The 17,514-nt window shown below is 69.5% G+C and carries 15 protein-coding genes; 10 read left to right on the plus strand and 5 right to left on the minus strand.

Features of this window, described 5'->3' with window-relative positions; all coding sequences use genetic code 11:
* Positions 1 to 88: 88 nt before the first annotated feature.
* The 8 genes from priA to ACIBL3_RS08100 all read left to right on the plus strand — a co-directional run bounded on the left by priA (position 89) and on the right by ACIBL3_RS08100 (position 8,775).
* Complete coding sequence (priA, locus tag ACIBL3_RS08065) at positions 89 to 826, plus strand: bifunctional 1-(5-phosphoribosyl)-5-((5-phosphoribosylamino)methylideneamino)imidazole-4-carboxamide isomerase/phosphoribosylanthranilate isomerase PriA (protein WP_396352535.1); 738 nt, start codon at positions 89 to 91, stop codon at positions 824 to 826.
* Entirely contained in the window at positions 823 to 3,126 is a 2,304-nt protein-coding gene (locus ACIBL3_RS08070) for an HAD-IB family hydrolase (protein WP_396352536.1), read from the plus strand. Before priA ends, ACIBL3_RS08070 begins: the two co-directional genes overlap by 4 nt.
* A complete protein-coding gene (locus tag ACIBL3_RS08075) occupies positions 3,123 to 4,319 on the plus strand; it encodes a zinc-binding dehydrogenase (RefSeq protein ID WP_396352537.1) in 1,197 nt (398 codons plus the stop codon). The genes ACIBL3_RS08070 and ACIBL3_RS08075 overlap by 4 nt, the downstream gene beginning before the upstream one ends.
* 72 nt (positions 4,320 to 4,391) lie before the next feature.
* Positions 4,392 to 5,945, plus strand: a complete 1,554-nt coding sequence (locus tag ACIBL3_RS08080; RefSeq protein ID WP_396352538.1) for a lactate racemase domain-containing protein — start codon at positions 4,392 to 4,394, stop codon at positions 5,943 to 5,945.
* On the plus strand, positions 5,945 to 6,877 hold the full coding sequence (locus ACIBL3_RS08085; RefSeq protein ID WP_396352539.1) for a lysophospholipid acyltransferase family protein: 933 nt from the start codon (positions 5,945 to 5,947) through the stop codon (positions 6,875 to 6,877). Before ACIBL3_RS08080 ends, ACIBL3_RS08085 begins: the two co-directional genes overlap by 1 nt.
* Before the next feature lie 8 nt (positions 6,878 to 6,885).
* Positions 6,886 to 7,473 (plus strand): hypothetical protein, encoded by a 588-nt coding sequence (locus ACIBL3_RS08090; RefSeq protein ID WP_396352540.1) that lies wholly within the window; start codon positions 6,886 to 6,888, stop codon positions 7,471 to 7,473.
* A 70-nt stretch (positions 7,474 to 7,543) separates the two neighbouring features.
* Positions 7,544 to 8,305, plus strand: coding sequence for an imidazole glycerol phosphate synthase subunit HisF (hisF, locus tag ACIBL3_RS08095; protein WP_396352541.1), 762 nt, complete (start codon positions 7,544 to 7,546; stop codon positions 8,303 to 8,305).
* Positions 8,302 to 8,775 carry a MarR family winged helix-turn-helix transcriptional regulator gene (locus ACIBL3_RS08100; protein ID WP_396352542.1) on the plus strand — a complete coding sequence of 158 codons (474 nt, stop codon included), beginning with the start codon at positions 8,302 to 8,304 and terminating at the stop codon, positions 8,773 to 8,775. Before hisF ends, ACIBL3_RS08100 begins: the two co-directional genes overlap by 4 nt.
* A 31-nt stretch (positions 8,776 to 8,806) precedes the next feature.
* Here ACIBL3_RS08100 and ACIBL3_RS08105 read toward each other — a convergent pair whose 3' ends face one another.
* The 3 genes from ACIBL3_RS08105 to ACIBL3_RS08115 all read right to left on the minus strand — a co-directional run bounded on the left by ACIBL3_RS08105 (position 8,807) and on the right by ACIBL3_RS08115 (position 13,353).
* On the minus strand, positions 8,807 to 10,156 hold the full coding sequence (locus ACIBL3_RS08105) for a right-handed parallel beta-helix repeat-containing protein (protein WP_396352543.1): 1,350 nt from the start codon (positions 10,154 to 10,156) through the stop codon (positions 8,807 to 8,809).
* A 182-nt stretch (positions 10,157 to 10,338) separates the two neighbouring features.
* The gene (locus ACIBL3_RS08110) at positions 10,339 to 11,709 is read right to left on the minus strand and encodes an O-antigen ligase family protein (protein ID WP_396352544.1); all 1,371 of its coding nucleotides are present in this window, start codon (positions 11,707 to 11,709) and stop codon (positions 10,339 to 10,341) included.
* A gap of 6 nt (positions 11,710 to 11,715) precedes the next feature.
* A complete protein-coding gene (locus tag ACIBL3_RS08115) occupies positions 11,716 to 13,353 on the minus strand; it encodes a Wzz/FepE/Etk N-terminal domain-containing protein (RefSeq protein ID WP_396352545.1) in 1,638 nt (545 codons plus the stop codon).
* Positions 13,354 to 13,552: 199 nt separating this feature from the next.
* On the opposite strand from ACIBL3_RS08115, the gene ACIBL3_RS08120 reads away from it, so the two are divergent.
* Both ACIBL3_RS08120 and ACIBL3_RS08125 read left to right on the plus strand, forming a co-directional pair.
* Positions 13,553 to 14,062, plus strand: coding sequence for a MarR family winged helix-turn-helix transcriptional regulator (locus ACIBL3_RS08120; RefSeq protein ID WP_396352546.1), 510 nt, complete (start codon positions 13,553 to 13,555; stop codon positions 14,060 to 14,062).
* Positions 14,059 to 15,642 carry an MDR family MFS transporter gene (locus ACIBL3_RS08125; RefSeq protein ID WP_396352547.1) on the plus strand — a complete coding sequence of 528 codons (1,584 nt, stop codon included), beginning with the start codon at positions 14,059 to 14,061 and terminating at the stop codon, positions 15,640 to 15,642. The genes ACIBL3_RS08120 and ACIBL3_RS08125 overlap by 4 nt, the downstream gene beginning before the upstream one ends.
* On the opposite strand, the gene ACIBL3_RS08130 is transcribed toward ACIBL3_RS08125, so the two are convergent.
* The gene (locus ACIBL3_RS08130) at positions 15,639 to 16,889 is read right to left on the minus strand and encodes an MFS transporter (RefSeq protein WP_396352548.1); all 1,251 of its coding nucleotides are present in this window, start codon (positions 16,887 to 16,889) and stop codon (positions 15,639 to 15,641) included. The two genes, ACIBL3_RS08125 and ACIBL3_RS08130, sit on opposite strands and share 4 nt — an antisense overlap.
* Before the next feature lie 13 nt (positions 16,890 to 16,902).
* On the minus strand, positions 16,903 to 17,487 hold the full coding sequence (locus tag ACIBL3_RS08135; RefSeq protein WP_396352549.1) for an ArsR/SmtB family transcription factor: 585 nt from the start codon (positions 17,485 to 17,487) through the stop codon (positions 16,903 to 16,905).
* Positions 17,488 to 17,514 lie beyond the last annotated feature (27 nt).

The raw sequence follows: 17,514 nt of genomic DNA on the forward strand, positions 1-17,514 counted from the left end.
GTGGTATTGCTGAGACAGATTGGATCTCAACGACTCAGCGGGGCAGCGGGTTACGAAACCCGAACACAGGCCATCTAGGGTGTGGGCCATGTCTGAGAACCTGGTGCTGCTGCCTGCCGTCGATGTGGCGGACGGTCAGGCGGTTCGGCTGGTGCAGGGGGAGGCCGGGAGCGAGACGTCGTACGGCGATCCGCTGGCGGCCGCGATGGCGTGGCAGGAGGCCGGCGCCGAGTGGATCCACCTGGTCGACCTCGACGCCGCGTTCGGCCGCGGCAGCAACCGTGAGCTGCTCGCGGACGTGACCGGCAAGCTGGACGTCCAGGTCGAGCTGTCCGGCGGCATCCGCGACGACGACTCCCTCGAGGCGGCCCTCGCGACCGGCGCGCGCCGGGTCAACATCGGCACCGCCGCGCTCGAGGACCCGGAGTGGTGCGACCGGATCATCCAGCAGTACGGCGACCGGGTCGCGATCGGGCTCGACGTCCGTGGCCGGACCCTGGCCGCCCGCGGCTGGACCAAGGAAGGCGGCGACCTCTACGAGGTGCTCGAGCGGCTGGAAGCAGCCGGCTGCGAGCGGTACGTCGTCACCGACGTGACCAAGGACGGCATGCTGCAGGGCCCCAACCTGGACCTGTACCGCGACCTGTGCGCGCGCACCGACAAGCCGATCATCGCCTCCGGCGGCGTCTCCAGCCTCGACGACCTCGTGGCTCTCGGCACGCTGGTCGAGGACGGCGTCGAAGGCGTCATCGTGGGTAAGGCCCTGTACGCCGGTGCGTTCACCCTGACCGAGGCACTCGAGCTCACGCGTGGAGGCGACAAGTGAGTCTGGCCGACAAACTCAAGGACAAGAAGGTCCTGGTCACCGGCGTCACCGGGTTCGTCGGTGAGGCGCTGCTGCACCGGATCATCGGGGACCTCCCCGGGACCACGGTGGTCGCGATCATCCGCCCGAAGGGCTCGCTGACCGGCACCGCCCGGATGGCCCAGCTGCTCAAGAAGGACATCTTCAAGCCGTTCTACGGCGAGGGCACCGAGCACGCCGACGCCGAGGCGCTGACCGCGGCCCGGATCGAGGTGATCGAGGGCGACCTGTCCGACGTGCCGGAGCTGCCGAAGGATCTCGACATCGTCGTGCACTGCGCCGGCGACGTGAGCTTCGACCCGCCGATCCACGAGGCCTTCACGACCAACGTGCTGGGCACCAAGAGCCTGCTCGAGCGGATCGATGAAAGCCGCGCAGGGACCGAGCGTCGTATTCATTACGTGCACATCTCCACCGCGTACACCGCGGGCCGCCGGCGCGGCGCGATCCCGGAGGCCCCGGTCGACCACAGCGTCGACTGGCGGACCGAGGCCGAGGCCGGCATGGCGATGAAGGCACGGATCGAGGAGCAGTCCCGGTCGGCCCCGATGCTGGCCAAGTTCCGCAAGGACGCCGAGAAGCTGCACCGCCGGGCCGGTCACCTGACCGCCGCGGCCGACACCGAGCGCCGCCGTACCGAGTGGGTCGCGAAGAAGCTGGTCGAGACCGGCACCGAGCGGGCCCGCAGCCTCGGCTGGACCGACTGCTACACGTTCACCAAGGCCCTCGGCGAGCGCGTGGTCGAGGAGTTCTCGGCCACGCTGCCGACCTCGATCGTCCGTCCGGCCATCATCGAGTCCGCGGTGCAGAGCCCGCACCCGGGCTGGATCGAGGGCTTCAAGATGGCCGAGCCGCTGATCCTGGCCTACGGCCGGGGCGAGCTGCCGGAGTTCCCGGCCTCGCCGGACTCGGTGATCGAGATCATCCCGGTCGACCACGTGGTCGGCGCGATCTGCGCGGTGATGGCGACCGAGCCCGAGCTGAGCAGGCCGGAGTACTACCACATCGGCTCCGGCGCCCGGAACCCGCTGACCTTCGAGCAGCTGTACGCCGGGGTCCGCGCGTACTTCTCCAAGCACCCGTTCGACCTGGGTGAGCGTGGCGCGGTCCGGCTGCCGGTGTGGAAGTTTCCCGGCGGCGACTCGGTCGAGAGCATGCTCCGGTACGGCGAACGCGCGCACAAGATCGCCGACAAGATCATCACCACCGTCCCGCGCAGTGAGCGGACCCGGAAGTACGCCCGCGAGCTCGACGTGCAGAAGCGCCGGCTGGACTTCCTGCGCCGCTACATGGACCTGTACTCCGAGTACGCGCAGGCCGAGCTCCAGTTCGTCGACGACAACGTGCTGGCGCTGCACAACGCGCTCGAGGGCGACGACCGGGAGAAGTTCGCCTGCGACACCTCCGTGGTCGACTGGCAGCACTACCTGCAGGAAGTGCACTGCCCGAGTGTCACCGACTCGCTGCGCCGCCTGGACGTCGTCCGCAAGAAGCGGAACAAGGCGCTGGCCGAGTCCGCCGGAGTGCTCAAGAAGGTGGAGCCGCAGCAGGACGCCGAGGTGATCGCGGCCTTCGACATGGACGGCACGCTGCTGTCGTCGAACGTGATCGAGACCTACCTGTGGATGCGGCTGCCCGAGCTGGACAGCCACCAGCGGATCGGCGAGATCGGCTCGATGCTGCGCCGGTTGCCGAAGCTGATCTCGGCCGAGCGCAAGGACCGCGGCACCTTCCTGCGGACGATCTACCGCCGCTACGAGGGCGCCGACCTCGAAGAGCTGAACCGGATCGTGGACGAGCTGCTGGCCGAGCACGTCCTGGAGCGGCTGAGCGGTGACGCCGTACGGCGGATCCGCGAGCATCGCGCGGCCGGGCACAAGACGATCCTGATCACCGGCGCGGTCCGGCCGCTGACCCGGCCGCTGGAGCCGCTGTTCGACGAGATCGTCGCCGCCGAGCTGGCCGTCGACGACCGTGGCCGGTGCACCGGGTTCCTGTCCGGTCCGCCGCTGGTCGGGGAGTCCCGGGCCGCCTGGATCAAGCACCGCGCCCGCGGCACGAACATCGACCTGTCCAAGTCCTACGCCTACGCCGACAGCCACTCGGACCTGCCGATGCTGCAGGCGGTCGGCAATCCGGTCGCGGTCTCGCCGGACGTGTCGCTGTTCCGGGCCGCCCGGGCCGCGCGCTGGCAGATCGTCGACTGGAAGACCCCGTCCACCTCGTCCCGACTGGAGCTGCCAGGGGTGAACGCTCGATGATGCTCGCGCTGGAGATGTACCGGTCGCCGGCCAAGTTCCTGGCGGCCAAGGCGGTCGGCGGCCGGATCCCCGGCATCCTGACCGGACCGGCGGCGCCGCTGCGCCTCGTCACCATCAACGAGCCGAAGGCCGAGCGGGAGGGCTGGGCGCGGATCCGGCCGATCCTGTCCGGGATCTGCGGCTCCGACCTCGGCATGGTCACCGGCTCGACCAAGCTGTACTTCTCCGCGATGGTGTCGATGCCGTTCGTGCCCGGCCACGAGATCGTCGGCGAGCTGCTCGACGACTGCGAAGACCTGCCGAAGGGCACCAAGGTGGTGATGGACTCCGTCCTCACCTGTGCCGCGCGCGGCGTCGAGCCGTGCCAGGGCTGCGCGTCCGGCAACACCAACCGCTGTGACCGGATCACGGTCGGGCACGTGGCGCCGGGGCTGCAGACCGGGTTCTGCCAGGACACCGGTGGCGGCTGGGGCAACGTGATGGTCGCGCACCGCAGCCAGCTTTACGCCGTTCCGGACGGGATGTCCGACGAGCGCGCCGTACTGACCGAGCCGCTGGCCTGCGCCGTCCACACCGCGCTGCGGGCGAAGGTGGAGCCGGGCCAGTCGATCCTGGTCAGCGGTGCGGGCGCGGTCGGCCTGTTCGCGACCCTCGCGCTGCGCGAGCTGACCCAGGCCGGCCGGATCACGGTCGTCGCCAAACACGCGAAGCAGCGTGAGCTGGCCCGCGCGTTCGGCGCCAGCGACGTGGTCGCGCCCGACGAGGTGTTCCGCGGCGTACGGCGCTCGACCGGAGCGTTCCGGTTGAAGCCGGAGATGGCCAAGGAGTTCCTGCTCGGCGGTGTGGACATCGCCGTGGACGCAGTCGGCAGCAAGGACTCGATCGACACCGTGCTGCGGGTGACCAAGGCCGGCGGACGGGTGGTGCTGTCCGGGATGCCGGCCAGTGGCGCCGACCTGTCGCCAGTGTGGTTCCGCGAGCTGGAGCTGACCGGCACCTACGCGTCCGCGCGGGAGGAGCCGAACGACAAGCCGGCCTTCGAGACCGCGCTGGAGCTGGCAGCCAAGGCTCCGCTGGACGGGATCGTCGGTGCGCGCTACCCGCTGTACCGCTGGCGCGAGGCGATCGACCACGCGCATTCGGCCGGCCGACTCGGCACGGTCAAGGTCGCATTCGATGTGAGGGCCTCATGAGGGCCGTGACACTGGTGCAGTACGTACGACGAGAGGGCTTCTGAGATGTCTCGGCCAGGTTTTGTGCTTGAGGTGGACGACCGGACACCGCCGCTGATCGTGCACTCCGGTGAGGGTTTCCTGCTGGAGCGCTTCCCGCTCGGCACCCGGGTGGTGTACCCGCCGGAGGCGCTGCCGCCGGTCCGCGACGTCGAGGAGGCGATCCAGAACGCGCTGCTGAACCCGACCGAGTCCGAGCCGCTGCCGGAGCTGCTGCGGCCGGGGATGCGGTTGACGATCGCGTTCGACGACATCTCGCTGCCGCTGCCGCCGATGAAGAAGCCGGACATCCGGCAGCGGATCATCGAGGCGGTGCTGGAGCTGGCCGCCACGGCCGGGGTCGACGACGTCGAGATCATCTCGGCGAACGCGCTGCACCGCCGGCTCACCCCGAACGAGCTGCGCGACATCGTCGGCGAGCGGGTGTTCCGCTCGTTCTTCCCCGACGGCAAGCTCTACAACTTCGACGCCGAGGACCGCGACAACCTGACCCACCTGGGCCAGACCCGGCACGGCGAGGACGTGGAGATCTCCAAGCGGGCGGCCGAGTCCGACCTGCTGGTCTACGTGAACGTGAACCTGGTGGCGATGGACGGCGGCCACAAGTCGACGTCGATCGGGCTGGCGTCGTACAAGTCGCTGAAGCACCACCACAACAGCCACACGATGATCCACTCGCGGTCGTTCATGGACCACAAGGCGTCCAAGATGCACCACTCCGCCTGGCGGATGGGCGAGGTGCTGACCCAGCACGTCAAGGTGTTCCAGATCGAGACGACGCTGAACAACAACGTGTTCGGCGGCGGCCTGGAGTTCCTGCAGAAGCGCGAGTGGGAGTGGTCGATCAAGGACCAGGCCTCGATGCTGGCCACCAAGCGCGGGCTGGCCGCGGCGCCGGCCAAGCTGCGGCACAAGATCTTCACCGACGTCCGGGCGAACTACGAGCTGACCGGCGTGAACGCCGGCGCGATCGAGCCGGTGCACGACAAGACGCTGGAGATGGTGCACCGCCAGCACCTGGTCGAGGTGCAGGGGCAGTCCGACGTCGGCATCATCGGCGTGCCCTACCTCGGCCCGTACAACGTGAACTCGGTGATGAACCCGATCCTGGCCGCCTGCATGGGGCTGGGCTACCACTTCAACGCCTACCGGGGGAACCCGATCGTCCGCAAGGACGGCGCGCTGATCCTCTACCACCCGGTGCCGTACGAGTTCAGCCAGCTGCACCACCCGTCGTACGTCGACTTCTTCGAGGAAGTGCTGTCGGAGAGCACCGACCCGGCCACGATCGAGGCGAAGTTCGAGAAGCAGTACGCCGAGGACCCGTGGTACATCCACCTGTACCGGACGTCGTACGCCTACCACGGCGTGCACCCGTTCTACATGTGGTACTGGATCTCGCACGCCCTGGACCACTGCGGTGACATCGTCTGGGTCGGCGCGAACCGCAAGACGGTCGAGCGGATGGGCTTCCGGTCCGCGTCCACGCTGCAGGACGCGCTGGAGATGGTCAGCCACTCGGTCGGCCGGTCGCCGTCGATCACCTACCTGCACAACCCGCCGCACCTGCTCGCGGACGTGCGCTGATGGGTACCAGCCTGGTGAAGTTCAGCCGCGACACCGCGCGCGACGTGAAGCAGGTCGCGCGCGGGTGGCGGTGGGGCCGGCGGCCGCAGGTGCCGCGGTCGGCCGAGCCGTACGTGATCCCGAAGGAGACCCCGGTCTTCCCGACCCGGTGGGCCCGCACCCCGGCCGCGATCGCGGTCCGCGACCTGATCCAGAAGGGGCCGCTGAACGCCGTACTGCGATTCGAGGTCAACCCGCGGGTGAGCGGGCTGGACTCACTGCTCAAGGTGGACGGCCCGGCGCTGATCGTCGCGAACCACTCGTCGCACCTGGACACCCCGTTGATCCTGTGCACGCTGCCGGACGCGATGCGCCGCAGGACGGCCCTCGCGGCCGCGGCCGACTACTTCTTCGACACCTGGTGGCGGGCGACCACGTCGGCGATCGTGTTCAACACGTTCCCGATCGAGCGGCGCGGCGGCAAGATGAGCTCGACCCCGGGCGACCTGCTCGCCGACGGCTGGAACGTGGTCGTGTACCCGGAGGGGACGCGGTCGCCGGACGGCTGGATGCAGCGGTTCCGGATGGGGGCGGCGTACCTGGCCGTGGAGCACGGTGTGCCGGTCATCCCGGTCGGGATCAAGGGTTCGTTCGCCGCGATGCCGCGCGGTCGCGGCTGGCCGGTGCCCGGCCGCCCGACGGTCGCGGTCCGGTACGGCGACCCGCTGCGGCCCGCCGAGGGTGAGAGCGCCCGCGACTTCGCGGTCAGGATCTCCGGCGCGGTGTCGGCGCTGCTCGACGAAGAGTCGACCACCTGGTGGGAGGCGCGCCGACGGGTCGCCGCGGGCGCCTCGCCGTCGCAGTCCGGTCCGGACGCCGCCCGCTGGCGCCGGGTCTGGGAGTCAACCGCTCCGATCGAGCCGGCGGGTACGAAGCGCCGCGCCTGGAAGTGACGCCGCTGATGTTCCGGCCGAGGTTCGCCTCGGCCGGTGGTCAGTTCTGGGTGCTCGCGGGGTCGTACGTGGGCCTTGGCGCGATCCTGTGCGCGTCGCTCGCGACCTGGGCGATCAGCTGGGTCGCGGCCGCGGCGCTCTTCGGCGTGGTGGTGCTGGCGATCGTGAGCATGCTGGCGCTCACCTTCCGGCACACCTGGTTCGCGATCGACGCGGAGACGGTGACGTGCAAGGCGAGTCCGTGGGGCCGCCCTCGGACGCTGCAACTGGCGCACGTGGTGCGGGTGCTGTCGATCGGCCGGGTCAAGAACTCGTTGCCGATCGGAGTCCTGGTCATCCTGTCGGCCGACGGCGCACGCCTCGGCGCATCACGCTGGCTGTGGGACCAGGCCACGCTGGAGCAGGTGGCCGCGATGGTCTCGGCCGGCCGGGTGCCGATCGAGCGCCGGCCTGTGGTCGGGCAGCTCGAGATGATGCGGGAGATCGGCGTCGATCCGGAGTTCAAGAGAAATCCCGCGCATGCGCTGGTGCTGCTGGCGGCCGCCGGCGCCGGCGTGCTGATCGCCTGGCCGATCGTCCGGGCGCTCCTGCTCTGACGGTGCTGCCGTGTGGGCGTTGGTGGGGCTGGTCACGGGAATCCTCGGCGGCACCTAATACGCTGGCCCCGTGACTCTAGCCGTGCGAGTGATTCCCTGCCTGGACGTCGACGCCGGGCGGGTGGTCAAGGGTGTCAACTTCACCGATCTGCGCGACGCCGGGGATCCGGTCGAGATGGCCAAGGTGTACGACGCGGAGGGCGCCGACGAGCTCACCTTCCTCGACATCACCGCGTCCTCGGGGTCCCGGGAGACGACGTACGACGTGGTCGGGCGGACCGCCGAGCAGGTGTTCATCCCGCTCACCGTCGGCGGCGGTGTCCGGGAGGCGGCCGATGTGGACCGGCTGCTGCGAGCCGGCGCGGACAAGGTCGGCATCAACACCGGCGCGATCGCCCGGCCGGAGGTGATCCGCGAGATCGCGCACCGGTTCGGCAACCAGGTGCTGGTGCTGTCCCTCGACGTACGGCGGGCGCCGGAACAGCCGAGCGGATTCGAGGTGACCACGCACGGCGGCCGGAAGTCGGCCGGGCTGGACGCGATCGAGTGGGCGCAGCGCGGGTGCGAGCTGGGCGCGGGGGAGATCCTGCTGAACTCGATGGACGCCGACGGCACCAAGCAGGGGTTCGACCTGGAGCTGATCCGGGCGGTCCGGGCGGTGGTCGACGTACCGCTGATCGCGAGCGGGGGAGCGGGCGCGCCCGAGCACTTCCCGCCCGCGGTCGAGGCGGGGGCGGACGCCGTACTGGCGGCGAGCGTGTTCCACTTCGGCGACTTCCGGATCGCCGACGTGAAGAAGGCGCTACGCGACGCCGGGATCGTGGTCCGGTGACCGTGGGCACGCAGGAGACCGAGCAGAACGAGCAGCTGGTCGCGGACATCGAGCAGCAGCTGTCCGCGCTGTTCCGGCGGTCGCGGTCGGCCTCGCTGCGGCTGGCCCGCCGGGTGCACCCGGACATGGACGCGGCCGGGTACGCGCTGATCTCGCAGATCGAGCTCGGCTCGGCGGGCGGCGGGGCGGGTGTGCGCGCGTCGGACGTCGCTCAGGCGCTCGGCCTGGACAAGTCGACCGTGAGCCGCGGCATCACCCAGCTGGAGAACCTCGGCCTGATCGAACGCGTCGGCGACCCGGACGACGGCCGCGCCCGCCTCCTCCGCCTCACCACCGTAGGCGCCACCCGCTTCGACGCCATGCGAGCCCAACGCCAAACAGAATTCCGAGCCCTCCTCACCCGCTGGAACCCCACAGAGCTGGCAGACCTGGGTCGCCTGTTGACCCGCCTCAACGACGACCTGACCTGAGCCCACTTTCCGGGCGGGCCGGTAGGACACGTCACCGAGGTGGGGGGTTGGCGTGGCCGTGGTTGTCGTTGCCGGTGGTGCGCCAGGTGGACCAGGTGAGGTCGGTGTCGTTCCAGCTGAAGTGGGGGGATTCTTGGGAGGGGAGTAGGTAGGTGTTGTTGTCGAAGCGGTTGTTGTTGGCGGTGTAGACGGCGGGGTCGCCGATGTCCTGGACGGCGCCGGTGCGTTGGCCGGGGGACATGGCGACGCGGTTGTCGTGCACCCAGACGTTGCGGACGACGTGCGGGCCGTACGGCGCGGGGTTCTCGGCGGCGCGCCCGCCGCTCTCGATCAGGGCGATCCCGTTGGCGTTGTCGCTGAGGTCGTTGCCGGCGACCTCGATCAGTTCGGTGCCGCCGGAGGACTGGATCTGGATCCCGGCCTCCCAGAGCCAGCCGCGATGCCGGCGCCCGTTCCCGGAGATCTCGTTGTCCCGGATGATCGCGTCGTAACTGATCTCGTGCTGGATCCCCGCACCCCAGTTCCCGGTGATCCTGTTCGACGAGTACTCGGTGTGAATGTTGCCGCCGTCCGTCCACAGCCCCGGCCCGTAGTTGTCGTGGACGTAGTTGTGCCGGACCGTGTGCCGCTCGGTCTGCCAGCTCTTGCTGCCACCGGCCTCCCACCCGGAGGAGTACCCGGCCGCCCCGTTGAACGAGATCTCGTTGCCCTCCACCACCGACCCGTTGCCCCAGGCACCGAAACCGAGCTGCCCCTGGTGATGCACGAAGTTCCCGGTCACCACCGCACCGTCGGCCAGCCCGAGGCCGACGCCGTGGTTGAGCCGCACCTCGTTGTTCAGGATCCGCCACCCCGACCCCATCGCGTACGGCGTCGTCCGCCGACTCTCCACCGCCGCCACCTGAGCCTCGTTCGCCGCCTGCTCCAGGACGAGGTTGGCCACAGTCACGTCGCCGACGATCGCCTGGACGAGACTGGACGCGACGGCCTGTTCGACCAGCCGCCCGCGCGGGTCGGAGCCGATCGTGATCGAGTTCGTCCGGTAGTCCGCATAGACCGTCCCGCTGGTCACGGCCGATCGGGACCCCACCCGCGTCAGCCGCTGCTTGTCGACGAAGACATCCTCCGCATACGTACAGGTCGGCGCCGACTCCAGACACTCGCCGTGAGAGCTCGGCTCCGGCGGCAGGAACCCATGAACAGACCACGCATCCCCGTCCTGCCGCCACCCGGTCAACACCTTCGCCCCACTGAGCACCGCGCCCCGAAGCCCGATCAGCGAGTCACCTTCCTTCGGCGTCAGTGGTTGCTCCAGCCGGAACACGCCGGGAGACAGGCAGTACGTCGTACCCGCCGGATGCCCGTCGATCACTGCCTGCACGTCGTCGGACGCCCTGACCGGGACACCGTCACACGACCGAGCGACCGGCCCGACGGGACCGGTGGGACCTGGCCGACCAGCCGGCGTGAACGGAGTCGACTCGTCAGCGCCACCCAAGGACCACGACACCGCAACCACCGCCACGAGCGCGCAGGCAGCCGCGATCCACCGCCGCGGGAGGCTCACGGCGTCGTCCGGTCACGGAACCAGGGCCGGACCGTCGTCACCGCCACCCCGATCCCGAAGATGGTCCACAGCAACGCCGCCACCTGCGGCCCCTCGAGCTGTGGATCGAAGAAGCACGACACCAGCACAGCCGTGCTCGTCATCAGGCAGAGCACACCCACCTGACGTCTGGTCTGCTGTCCTTCTCTGGCAAGGCGTCGGCAGCCGGCGACCATCCGCCAGTACCAGCCAACCCACAAGGCGATCCACAACGTGATGCCGACGATTCCCATCCGGGCCAGGATGTGCAGGTGTGAGTTGTGCGGACTCCGCAGGGTGTCCTTGCCCGCGTCCAGCACGCCGACCTCACTGGCCAGGTTCTGCCCGAACCCGGACCCGTCGACGAGATGTCCGTCGTCGATCTGCTTGTCGAGAATCCGCGTCCACAGCTGCTGACGGCCTTCGACCGTACCGCCGAGGTTGCCGGGGGAGTCCTTACCGCCGAGGCTCACCACGTTCGCGACCAGCTGCGAGGCCGAGAACTCCCGGCCCTGCAGGCCGGGCATCGGCACCTTCAGCGAGAGCAGCGAAGCGACGCCCAGCCCAACAACCATCACGAGTACGACGCGAGCGGCGAGACCGACCCGGTTCCGGAGGAACGCCAGCCCGACGGCGCCACCGGCCAGCACGCCGAGCAGACCGCCACGGTTCTGGGTGGCGGCGAGGGCCACCACCAGAAGGGCCATCAGACTCCAGCCCACCCGGCTCCGGGCGCTGCGCTCACCAGGCAGCAGCCACATCACGCCGAGGACGAGCAGCGCCGCAATCGCCGCACTCCCGGACTTGTGCGACAGCACCGACACGGTGCTGAACGGCACCGAGGGCGCGCTCGGGGACAGCGGGTAGAGGATCACGGCAAACGGCAGCCACAGCAGTAGCCAAGGAGTCAGCCGGCTGAGCCCGCTGATCCATCGATCTACGAGCTCCGGCGATCGGGCCAGCGCCCCGGTGACGAAGAACGCGAACAGGCAGTAGAGCCAGAGCACGGCATCCCGCAGCGCATCCATCTGGTACGTCGCCACGCCAGGCACCGTCCGAATCAGTCCCCAGACCGCGAACACACCGAGCAACGCGAAGATCGACTCGTCCCGAAGCGGACCCTTGAGGTACTGCGTCGACACCACGGCGGCTGCCGCGCCGACCCCAAGCACCATCTCGCCGACGAACAGCGGACTCCCCGGCAGGTGCAGATACGCGAACGCCCGGTCGAACAGCAGGTATCCGGCCAGCAGGGGACCGACGAGGCGGCCGTACAGGACCCACAGCCGCCCCGAGTTGTCCGGCGAGGCGGCGCCGACGAGACGTCGGGTGACGACGGGCGAGGACATACCGGATCAACCTCGCGGCGCGCCTGCCGACGTACGACGTTCCTTCGGTGGGCGCCGGAAGGCCAGCAACTCAGCCGAAGGATGAGCCTGCGGACCGGTCTGGCGAGTGGCCCGGGCGACGATCCAGTCGCGCAGCGTACGGATGAATCTGGCCTTGCGGCCGGTCCGGCGGAACACGTAGCCGACGAGGTTCGGCTCGACCTGCTCCAGCCGCTCGACCATCGCGACGTGGTCCTCGACCGGGTCGCCGGCGCCGAGGACGACGACGGTCGCGTCGGAGCATTGCGTCAGCTCGACGGCGTTGGCCACCTTCAGCACCGCCGGACTGTCGATCAGCACCAGGTCGAACGACTTCTTGGCCTCGGTGATCAGCCGCTCCACCGCTTCTGCGTACGCCGCACCGGTGGTGCGCCGTACTCGGGAAGGGCCGGCGCGGAGCACGGTCACGTCCGCGTTCAGCGGGCTGGGCTCGATGCAGTCCGACACCAGACGGGACCCGGACACGACCTGCTCGAAACCGTCGGCCTCCGGGCTCCCCGGGAGGAGGAGTCCGCTGAGAGTGCGCGTGGTGGTGTCGGCGTCCACCGCGAGCACCGGACGGCCGCTCTCGGCGAGGGCGAGCGCGACGTTGGCGACGACCGAACTCCGCTCGGCGCCGTTGGTCGCCGAGACGAAGACGAGGGCCAGTTCGCCCCCGTGAGCGGCGCACAGCCGCTCGACCGATCCCGCGGTGAACCGGAAGGCCTCGGCGGCCTGGGACTGCGGGTTGACGGCCATCGGCAGCGCGCCGGCGGCCGACAAGCCGGCCAGGACGCTGCTTCTCCGAGGCGACGGGATGTCGCCGATGAGCGGTGCCTCGTAGATCGCGACCGGGTCGAGCCGATCGTCGATGCAGCGCCGGCGACTGGCTCGCCAGTACGCCAGCCCGGCGCCCAGGACGAGCCCGGCCAGCAGCCCGATCGCACCCGACCGCTTCGAGTTGCCGTTGACCGGCACCCGCGGTTCGACGGCCCAGGAGAACGTCGGGTGACTGGCCAGATCGAGTTGCAGGTCGGTGAGCATCTTCGTCCGCTGGTTCAGCAGGTCGGCCGTCTGGCCCCGGGTCCGGGTGTCCTTGATGGCCCGATCGACGGCCGCCACCTCGGCGGCGCCTCGGGCGGCGATGGCGGCGGATCGTACGTCGTCGAACGCCTGCAGTACCGCGTTCGCACCGGCTTGCGCCACCTTCGGGTTCGGCCAGGTGAACGTCAGCGCGACGATGCTCGACCCGAAGCCGCCCGGGGTCGCTTGCTCCGGCGGCGTGATCTCCAGCGCTGTGTGCTCACCGGAGAAGTCTTCCCGGGTCAGCACGTTGTCGTTCAGCGCCGCGTTGGCGATCCGGGCAGCGCGCTCGGCGACCTCCTGGGACTGCAGCAACAGGACCTGGCTGTCGAAGTACTGCGTCCGGGCCTCGCCCTGCGCGAACGTGCTCTGCGGCACCGTCACCGTCGCGTACGCGCGGTAGACCTCCGCCTGCATCAACGAGTACCCCACCGCCGCCGCGGCCGTCAGCACCGCGATGGCGAGCACCATCAGCCGGTACCGGCGGATCGCCCCCACCACCGTCGGCTCGAAACGTGCCTGTTCGATTTTGGTCGCCCTCACTGCCCCACCTCAGTCGTTCCCCTGGACTTCGGTGCACCCCACGCCCCAACAACAGAAGTGCGCTCCCCTTGCAGGGGATGATAGACGGAGAGTGGCCAAAAGTGACTAGGTCCAACCGAGAATTCACTTTCCGTAAACGAGACTCGACAGTCTCTCCATATGGTTGCAGAAACCAACTATCCAGGCATATAGTTGGGTTATGCAACTAGCTCGTGAATCCCTCGTCCCGGGGACAGCGCGGGACCTGCCGGCCCAGGAGCTGCTCGAAGGGGTCAGCTCGCTGGTGCGCGCGGTTCGCTGTGTCGAGCACCGGCACCTGGCACCCGACGGCGGGCTGCGGCGATCCGACGCGAGTGTGCTCAAGGTCCTGCTCAGGGACGGCGAGCAGCGCGGCGGCGAGATCGCGGCCAAGCTCGGCGTCGACGCCTCCGTGGTGAGCCGGCAGGTGACCGCCCTCGAGGCCGACGGACTGGTGAGCCGTCGGCCGGACCCGGCGGACGCCCGGGTCGGGCTGGTCAGCCTGGCTCCCCGCGGCAAGGCCCAGCTCGAAGCCCTCTACTCCTCCTACACCCAGCATCTTCGTGCCGCCTTGGCGGATCTCGACGACGACGCCCTACTCGCCGCTGCGCAGACCATGCAGCGGATCGCGCAGGCGATCACCGAGGTCACCAAGAGCGCGCGCCGCCCGCAATCGACTGGAGACCGATGACTGTCACTGAGACCCGGCGGGACGTGCCCACCGCGCCGGAACTCACTCACCGCGAGATCCTCGAGATCCTGATCGGCCTGCTCGCCGCGTTGTTCACCGCGATGCTGAGCTCGACGATCGTCAGCAACGCCCTGCCGACGATCATCGCCGACCTCGAAGGCTCGCAGACCCAGTACACCTGGGTGCTGACCGCGAGCCTGCTGGCCACCACGGTCTCCACCCCGATCTGGGGCAAGCTCGCCGACCTGATGAGCAAGAAGTTGCTGGTCCAGGTAGCGATCTCGCTGTTCGTGGTCGGCTCGGCGCTGGCCGGACTGTCCCACAACGTGCCGTTCCTGATCGGCGCCCGCGTCCTGCAGGGCCTGGCGATGGGCGGACTGATGGCGCTGGCCCAGGCGATCATCGGCGCGGCGATCCCACCCCGCAACCGCGGCCGGTACTCCGGCTACATGGGCGCCGTGATGGCCGTCGCGACCGTGAGCGGTCCGCTGATCGGGGGCGTTATCGTCGACACCTCGTGGCTCGGCTGGCGCTGGTGCTTCTACGTCTGTGTCCCGCTGGCCGTGATCAGCCTGGTGATCCTGCAGAAGTACCTGCACCTGTCGGTGATCAAGCGCCGGGTCCGGATCGACTACCTCGGCGCCGTGCTGATCAGCGTCGCCGCGAGCCTGCCGCTGATCTGGGTCACCTTCGCCGGTCACGACTTCGGCTGGTTCTCCTGGCAGTCCGCGCTGTTCGTGGGCGGAACGTTGCTCTTCGGCATCCTGGTTGTCGTGGTCGAGAACCGCGCGGCCGAGCCGCTGGTCCCGCTGAACGTGGTCCGGGAACGCACCACCGCGCTGGCGATCGTGGCCAGCCTGGCGGTCGGTGTCGCGATGTTCGGCAGCGCGTTGTTCCTCGGCCAGTACTTCCAGATCGCCCGTGGCTACAGCCCGACCGAGGCCGGCCTGCTGACCATCCCGATGATGCTCGGGTCGTTCCTCGGCTCGGTCGGCTCCGGCCAGATGATCACCCGGTTCGGCAAGTGGAAGCGCTACTTGGTTGCTGGTGGCATCCTTCTGGTCGGCGGCCTGGTGGTGCTCGGCACCATCGACCACACCACGCCGTACTGGTACGTCGGAGTCGGCATGCTGGCGATGGGCCTGGGCATGGGCATGACGATGCAGAACCTGGTACTCGCCGTGCAGAACACGGTCGACGTGAGCCAGATCGGCGCGTCGAGTGCGACGGTCGCGTTCTTCCGCAGCCTGGGTGGCGCCGTCGGCGTGTCCGTGCTGGGCGCCGTACTCGCGGTCCGGGTCAAGGATCTGATCGTGCAGGGTGTGCTCGCCGGACCCGGTGGCGCCGAGGCGGCGCGGAAGCTGCAGGAAGGCGGTTCCGGGAGCACGAGCCTGCTGGATGTCGGCCACCTGCCGCCCCAGCTGGCCGAGCTGGTGCGGCAGTCGTACGGCGATGCCACCGGCCGGATCTTCCTGATCGCTGCAGCCTGCGCAGTCGTCAGCCTGATCGCAGTCCTGTTCATCAAGGAGGTCCCGCTCCGCAGGACGGTGGCCAAGATCGAGATCGACCTGGACGACTAGGGCGGTTGCAGGCCGTCGAGGTCGCGGGTGCGGATGATGGGGGAGCGGATCAGCCACAGTACGGCGAGGAGGCCGCCGGCAGCCGAGATGAGCAGTGTCTCGCGGACGCCGATCCACGTCCCCAGGAAGCCGCCGACGAGAGCGCCGAGCGGGCGGACGCCGTAGTTGATGCTGCTGAACGCGCCCGCGACCCGGCTGCGCATGTGGTCGTGCGTGACTGCGGCCTGCAGTGAGTTGAGCGGTACGTCGAAACACATCACCGCGAACGCCCCGACGAACTCGGCGGCGGCCAACGCGCTGGCCCGGACCCAGGTCGGGCCGTCCGCCAGGGCCGCGATCGCGACCGATCCCGGGAAGATGATCGAGCCGGCCGCGATCACCCGGCCGGCGCCGAAGATCCGGCTCAGCGGTGACGCGGCGAGCGCGCCGAGCAGCCCGCCGGTGGCGCCGATGCCGAACGCCAGGCCGATCGTCCCGGCGGACAGTTCGAGGTTGCGGCTGGCGAACAGCACGAGCAGCGCCAGGCTGATCAGGTTGAAGAAGTTCACCGTCGTCGCGCAGCCGAGGCTGCGGCGCAGGTACGGGTGCTGAAGCAGGTAGGTCATCCCGGCTCGGGCGCGGTGGAGGAGTGGTTCGGTCGACTCTTCGGCCGGGCCCGGCGGTGTCTTCAGGCGGCCGAGCTGGACCGCCGCCACCAGGAACGAGAACGCGTCGACCAGGATCGCGACCGGTGCGGTCAGCCACTGGACGAGAGCGCCGGCGACCGCGGGTCCGCCCATGAAAGAGATCGACCGGGTCGCGGAGAGCTTGGAGTTCGCCTCGAGGAACTTGTCGCGGGGCACCAGCCGGACGAAGAACGAGGCGTACGACGTGCCGAATACGACGTCGGCGATGCCGGCCAGGACGGCGATCGCGTACAAATGCCCGAGCGTCAGCAGGTCCAGCCAGTACGCGACCGGCAGGCTGAGCAGCAGGGTCGCCCGGAAGAGATCGGCAGCGATCATCAGTTGCCGCTTGTCGGGCCGGTGGTCGACCCAGGTGCCGATGAACAGTGACGCGATGTTCGGCAGCCAGACCGCGGCGGTCAGGAAACCGACCTGAGCGGGGGTGGCATCCAGGAGCAGAACGGCGATCAGCGGCAGCGCCAGCTCGGTCACCCGGTCGCCGAACTCGGAGACGGTCTGCGCGGACCAGAACCGGCGGAACTGCCGGTCCCGCCAGAGACTCGTGGCGGTGAGAGTCGTCATTGTCGGCCCCGGCTCAGTTCGGTGCTTCAGGCAACGACATGCGGAGGTAGCGGACCGCGCGGGCGTCCGCGGGCGCGCCTTCTTCGCCCCGCTGGACGTACGGCGCGAGCAGCTGCTCGATCGCGTCCTCGACGGCCTCCGCCTCGGCGCTGGTGAGCACCAGCCGGGTGTTCGCCGAGCCGGCCAGCCGGCTCCACTCGGGGTCGAGCTCGGGCTCGGTCTCGACCAGCCACTGCTGTGCGGACTCCAGCGCTTGGTTCATCATCTCGGTGCGGAGCAGCCGGCCGGCCTCGTTGCCCTCGGGGGTGTCCGGCATCTCGTACCGGAACCCGCGGGCCACCGCCTTCCACCACCGCTGCCGCTTGTCTGCTCCGTCCGGCGGCTGCTCGTCGACCACCAGCCCGAAGTTGGCCAGGTGGCGCAGGTGCCAGCTGGTCACCGACGGCGAGGCGCCGACGTGCTCGGACAGCTGGGTCGCCGTGGCCGGGCCGTTCTTCTGCAGCCAGCTCAGCGCAGCCAGCCGGACCGGATGCGCCAAAGCCCGCATCGCCTGCGGGTCGGTGATCTCGAAGTCGCCGTACGGATTTCTGAGAGACATGTTTCGAGAGTAACCTCTCAGATGTCG

The sequence above is a fragment of the Kribbella sp. NPDC050124 genome (assembly GCF_044460355.1).
Taxonomy (GTDB): Bacteria; Actinomycetota; Actinomycetes; order Propionibacteriales; family Kribbellaceae; genus Kribbella.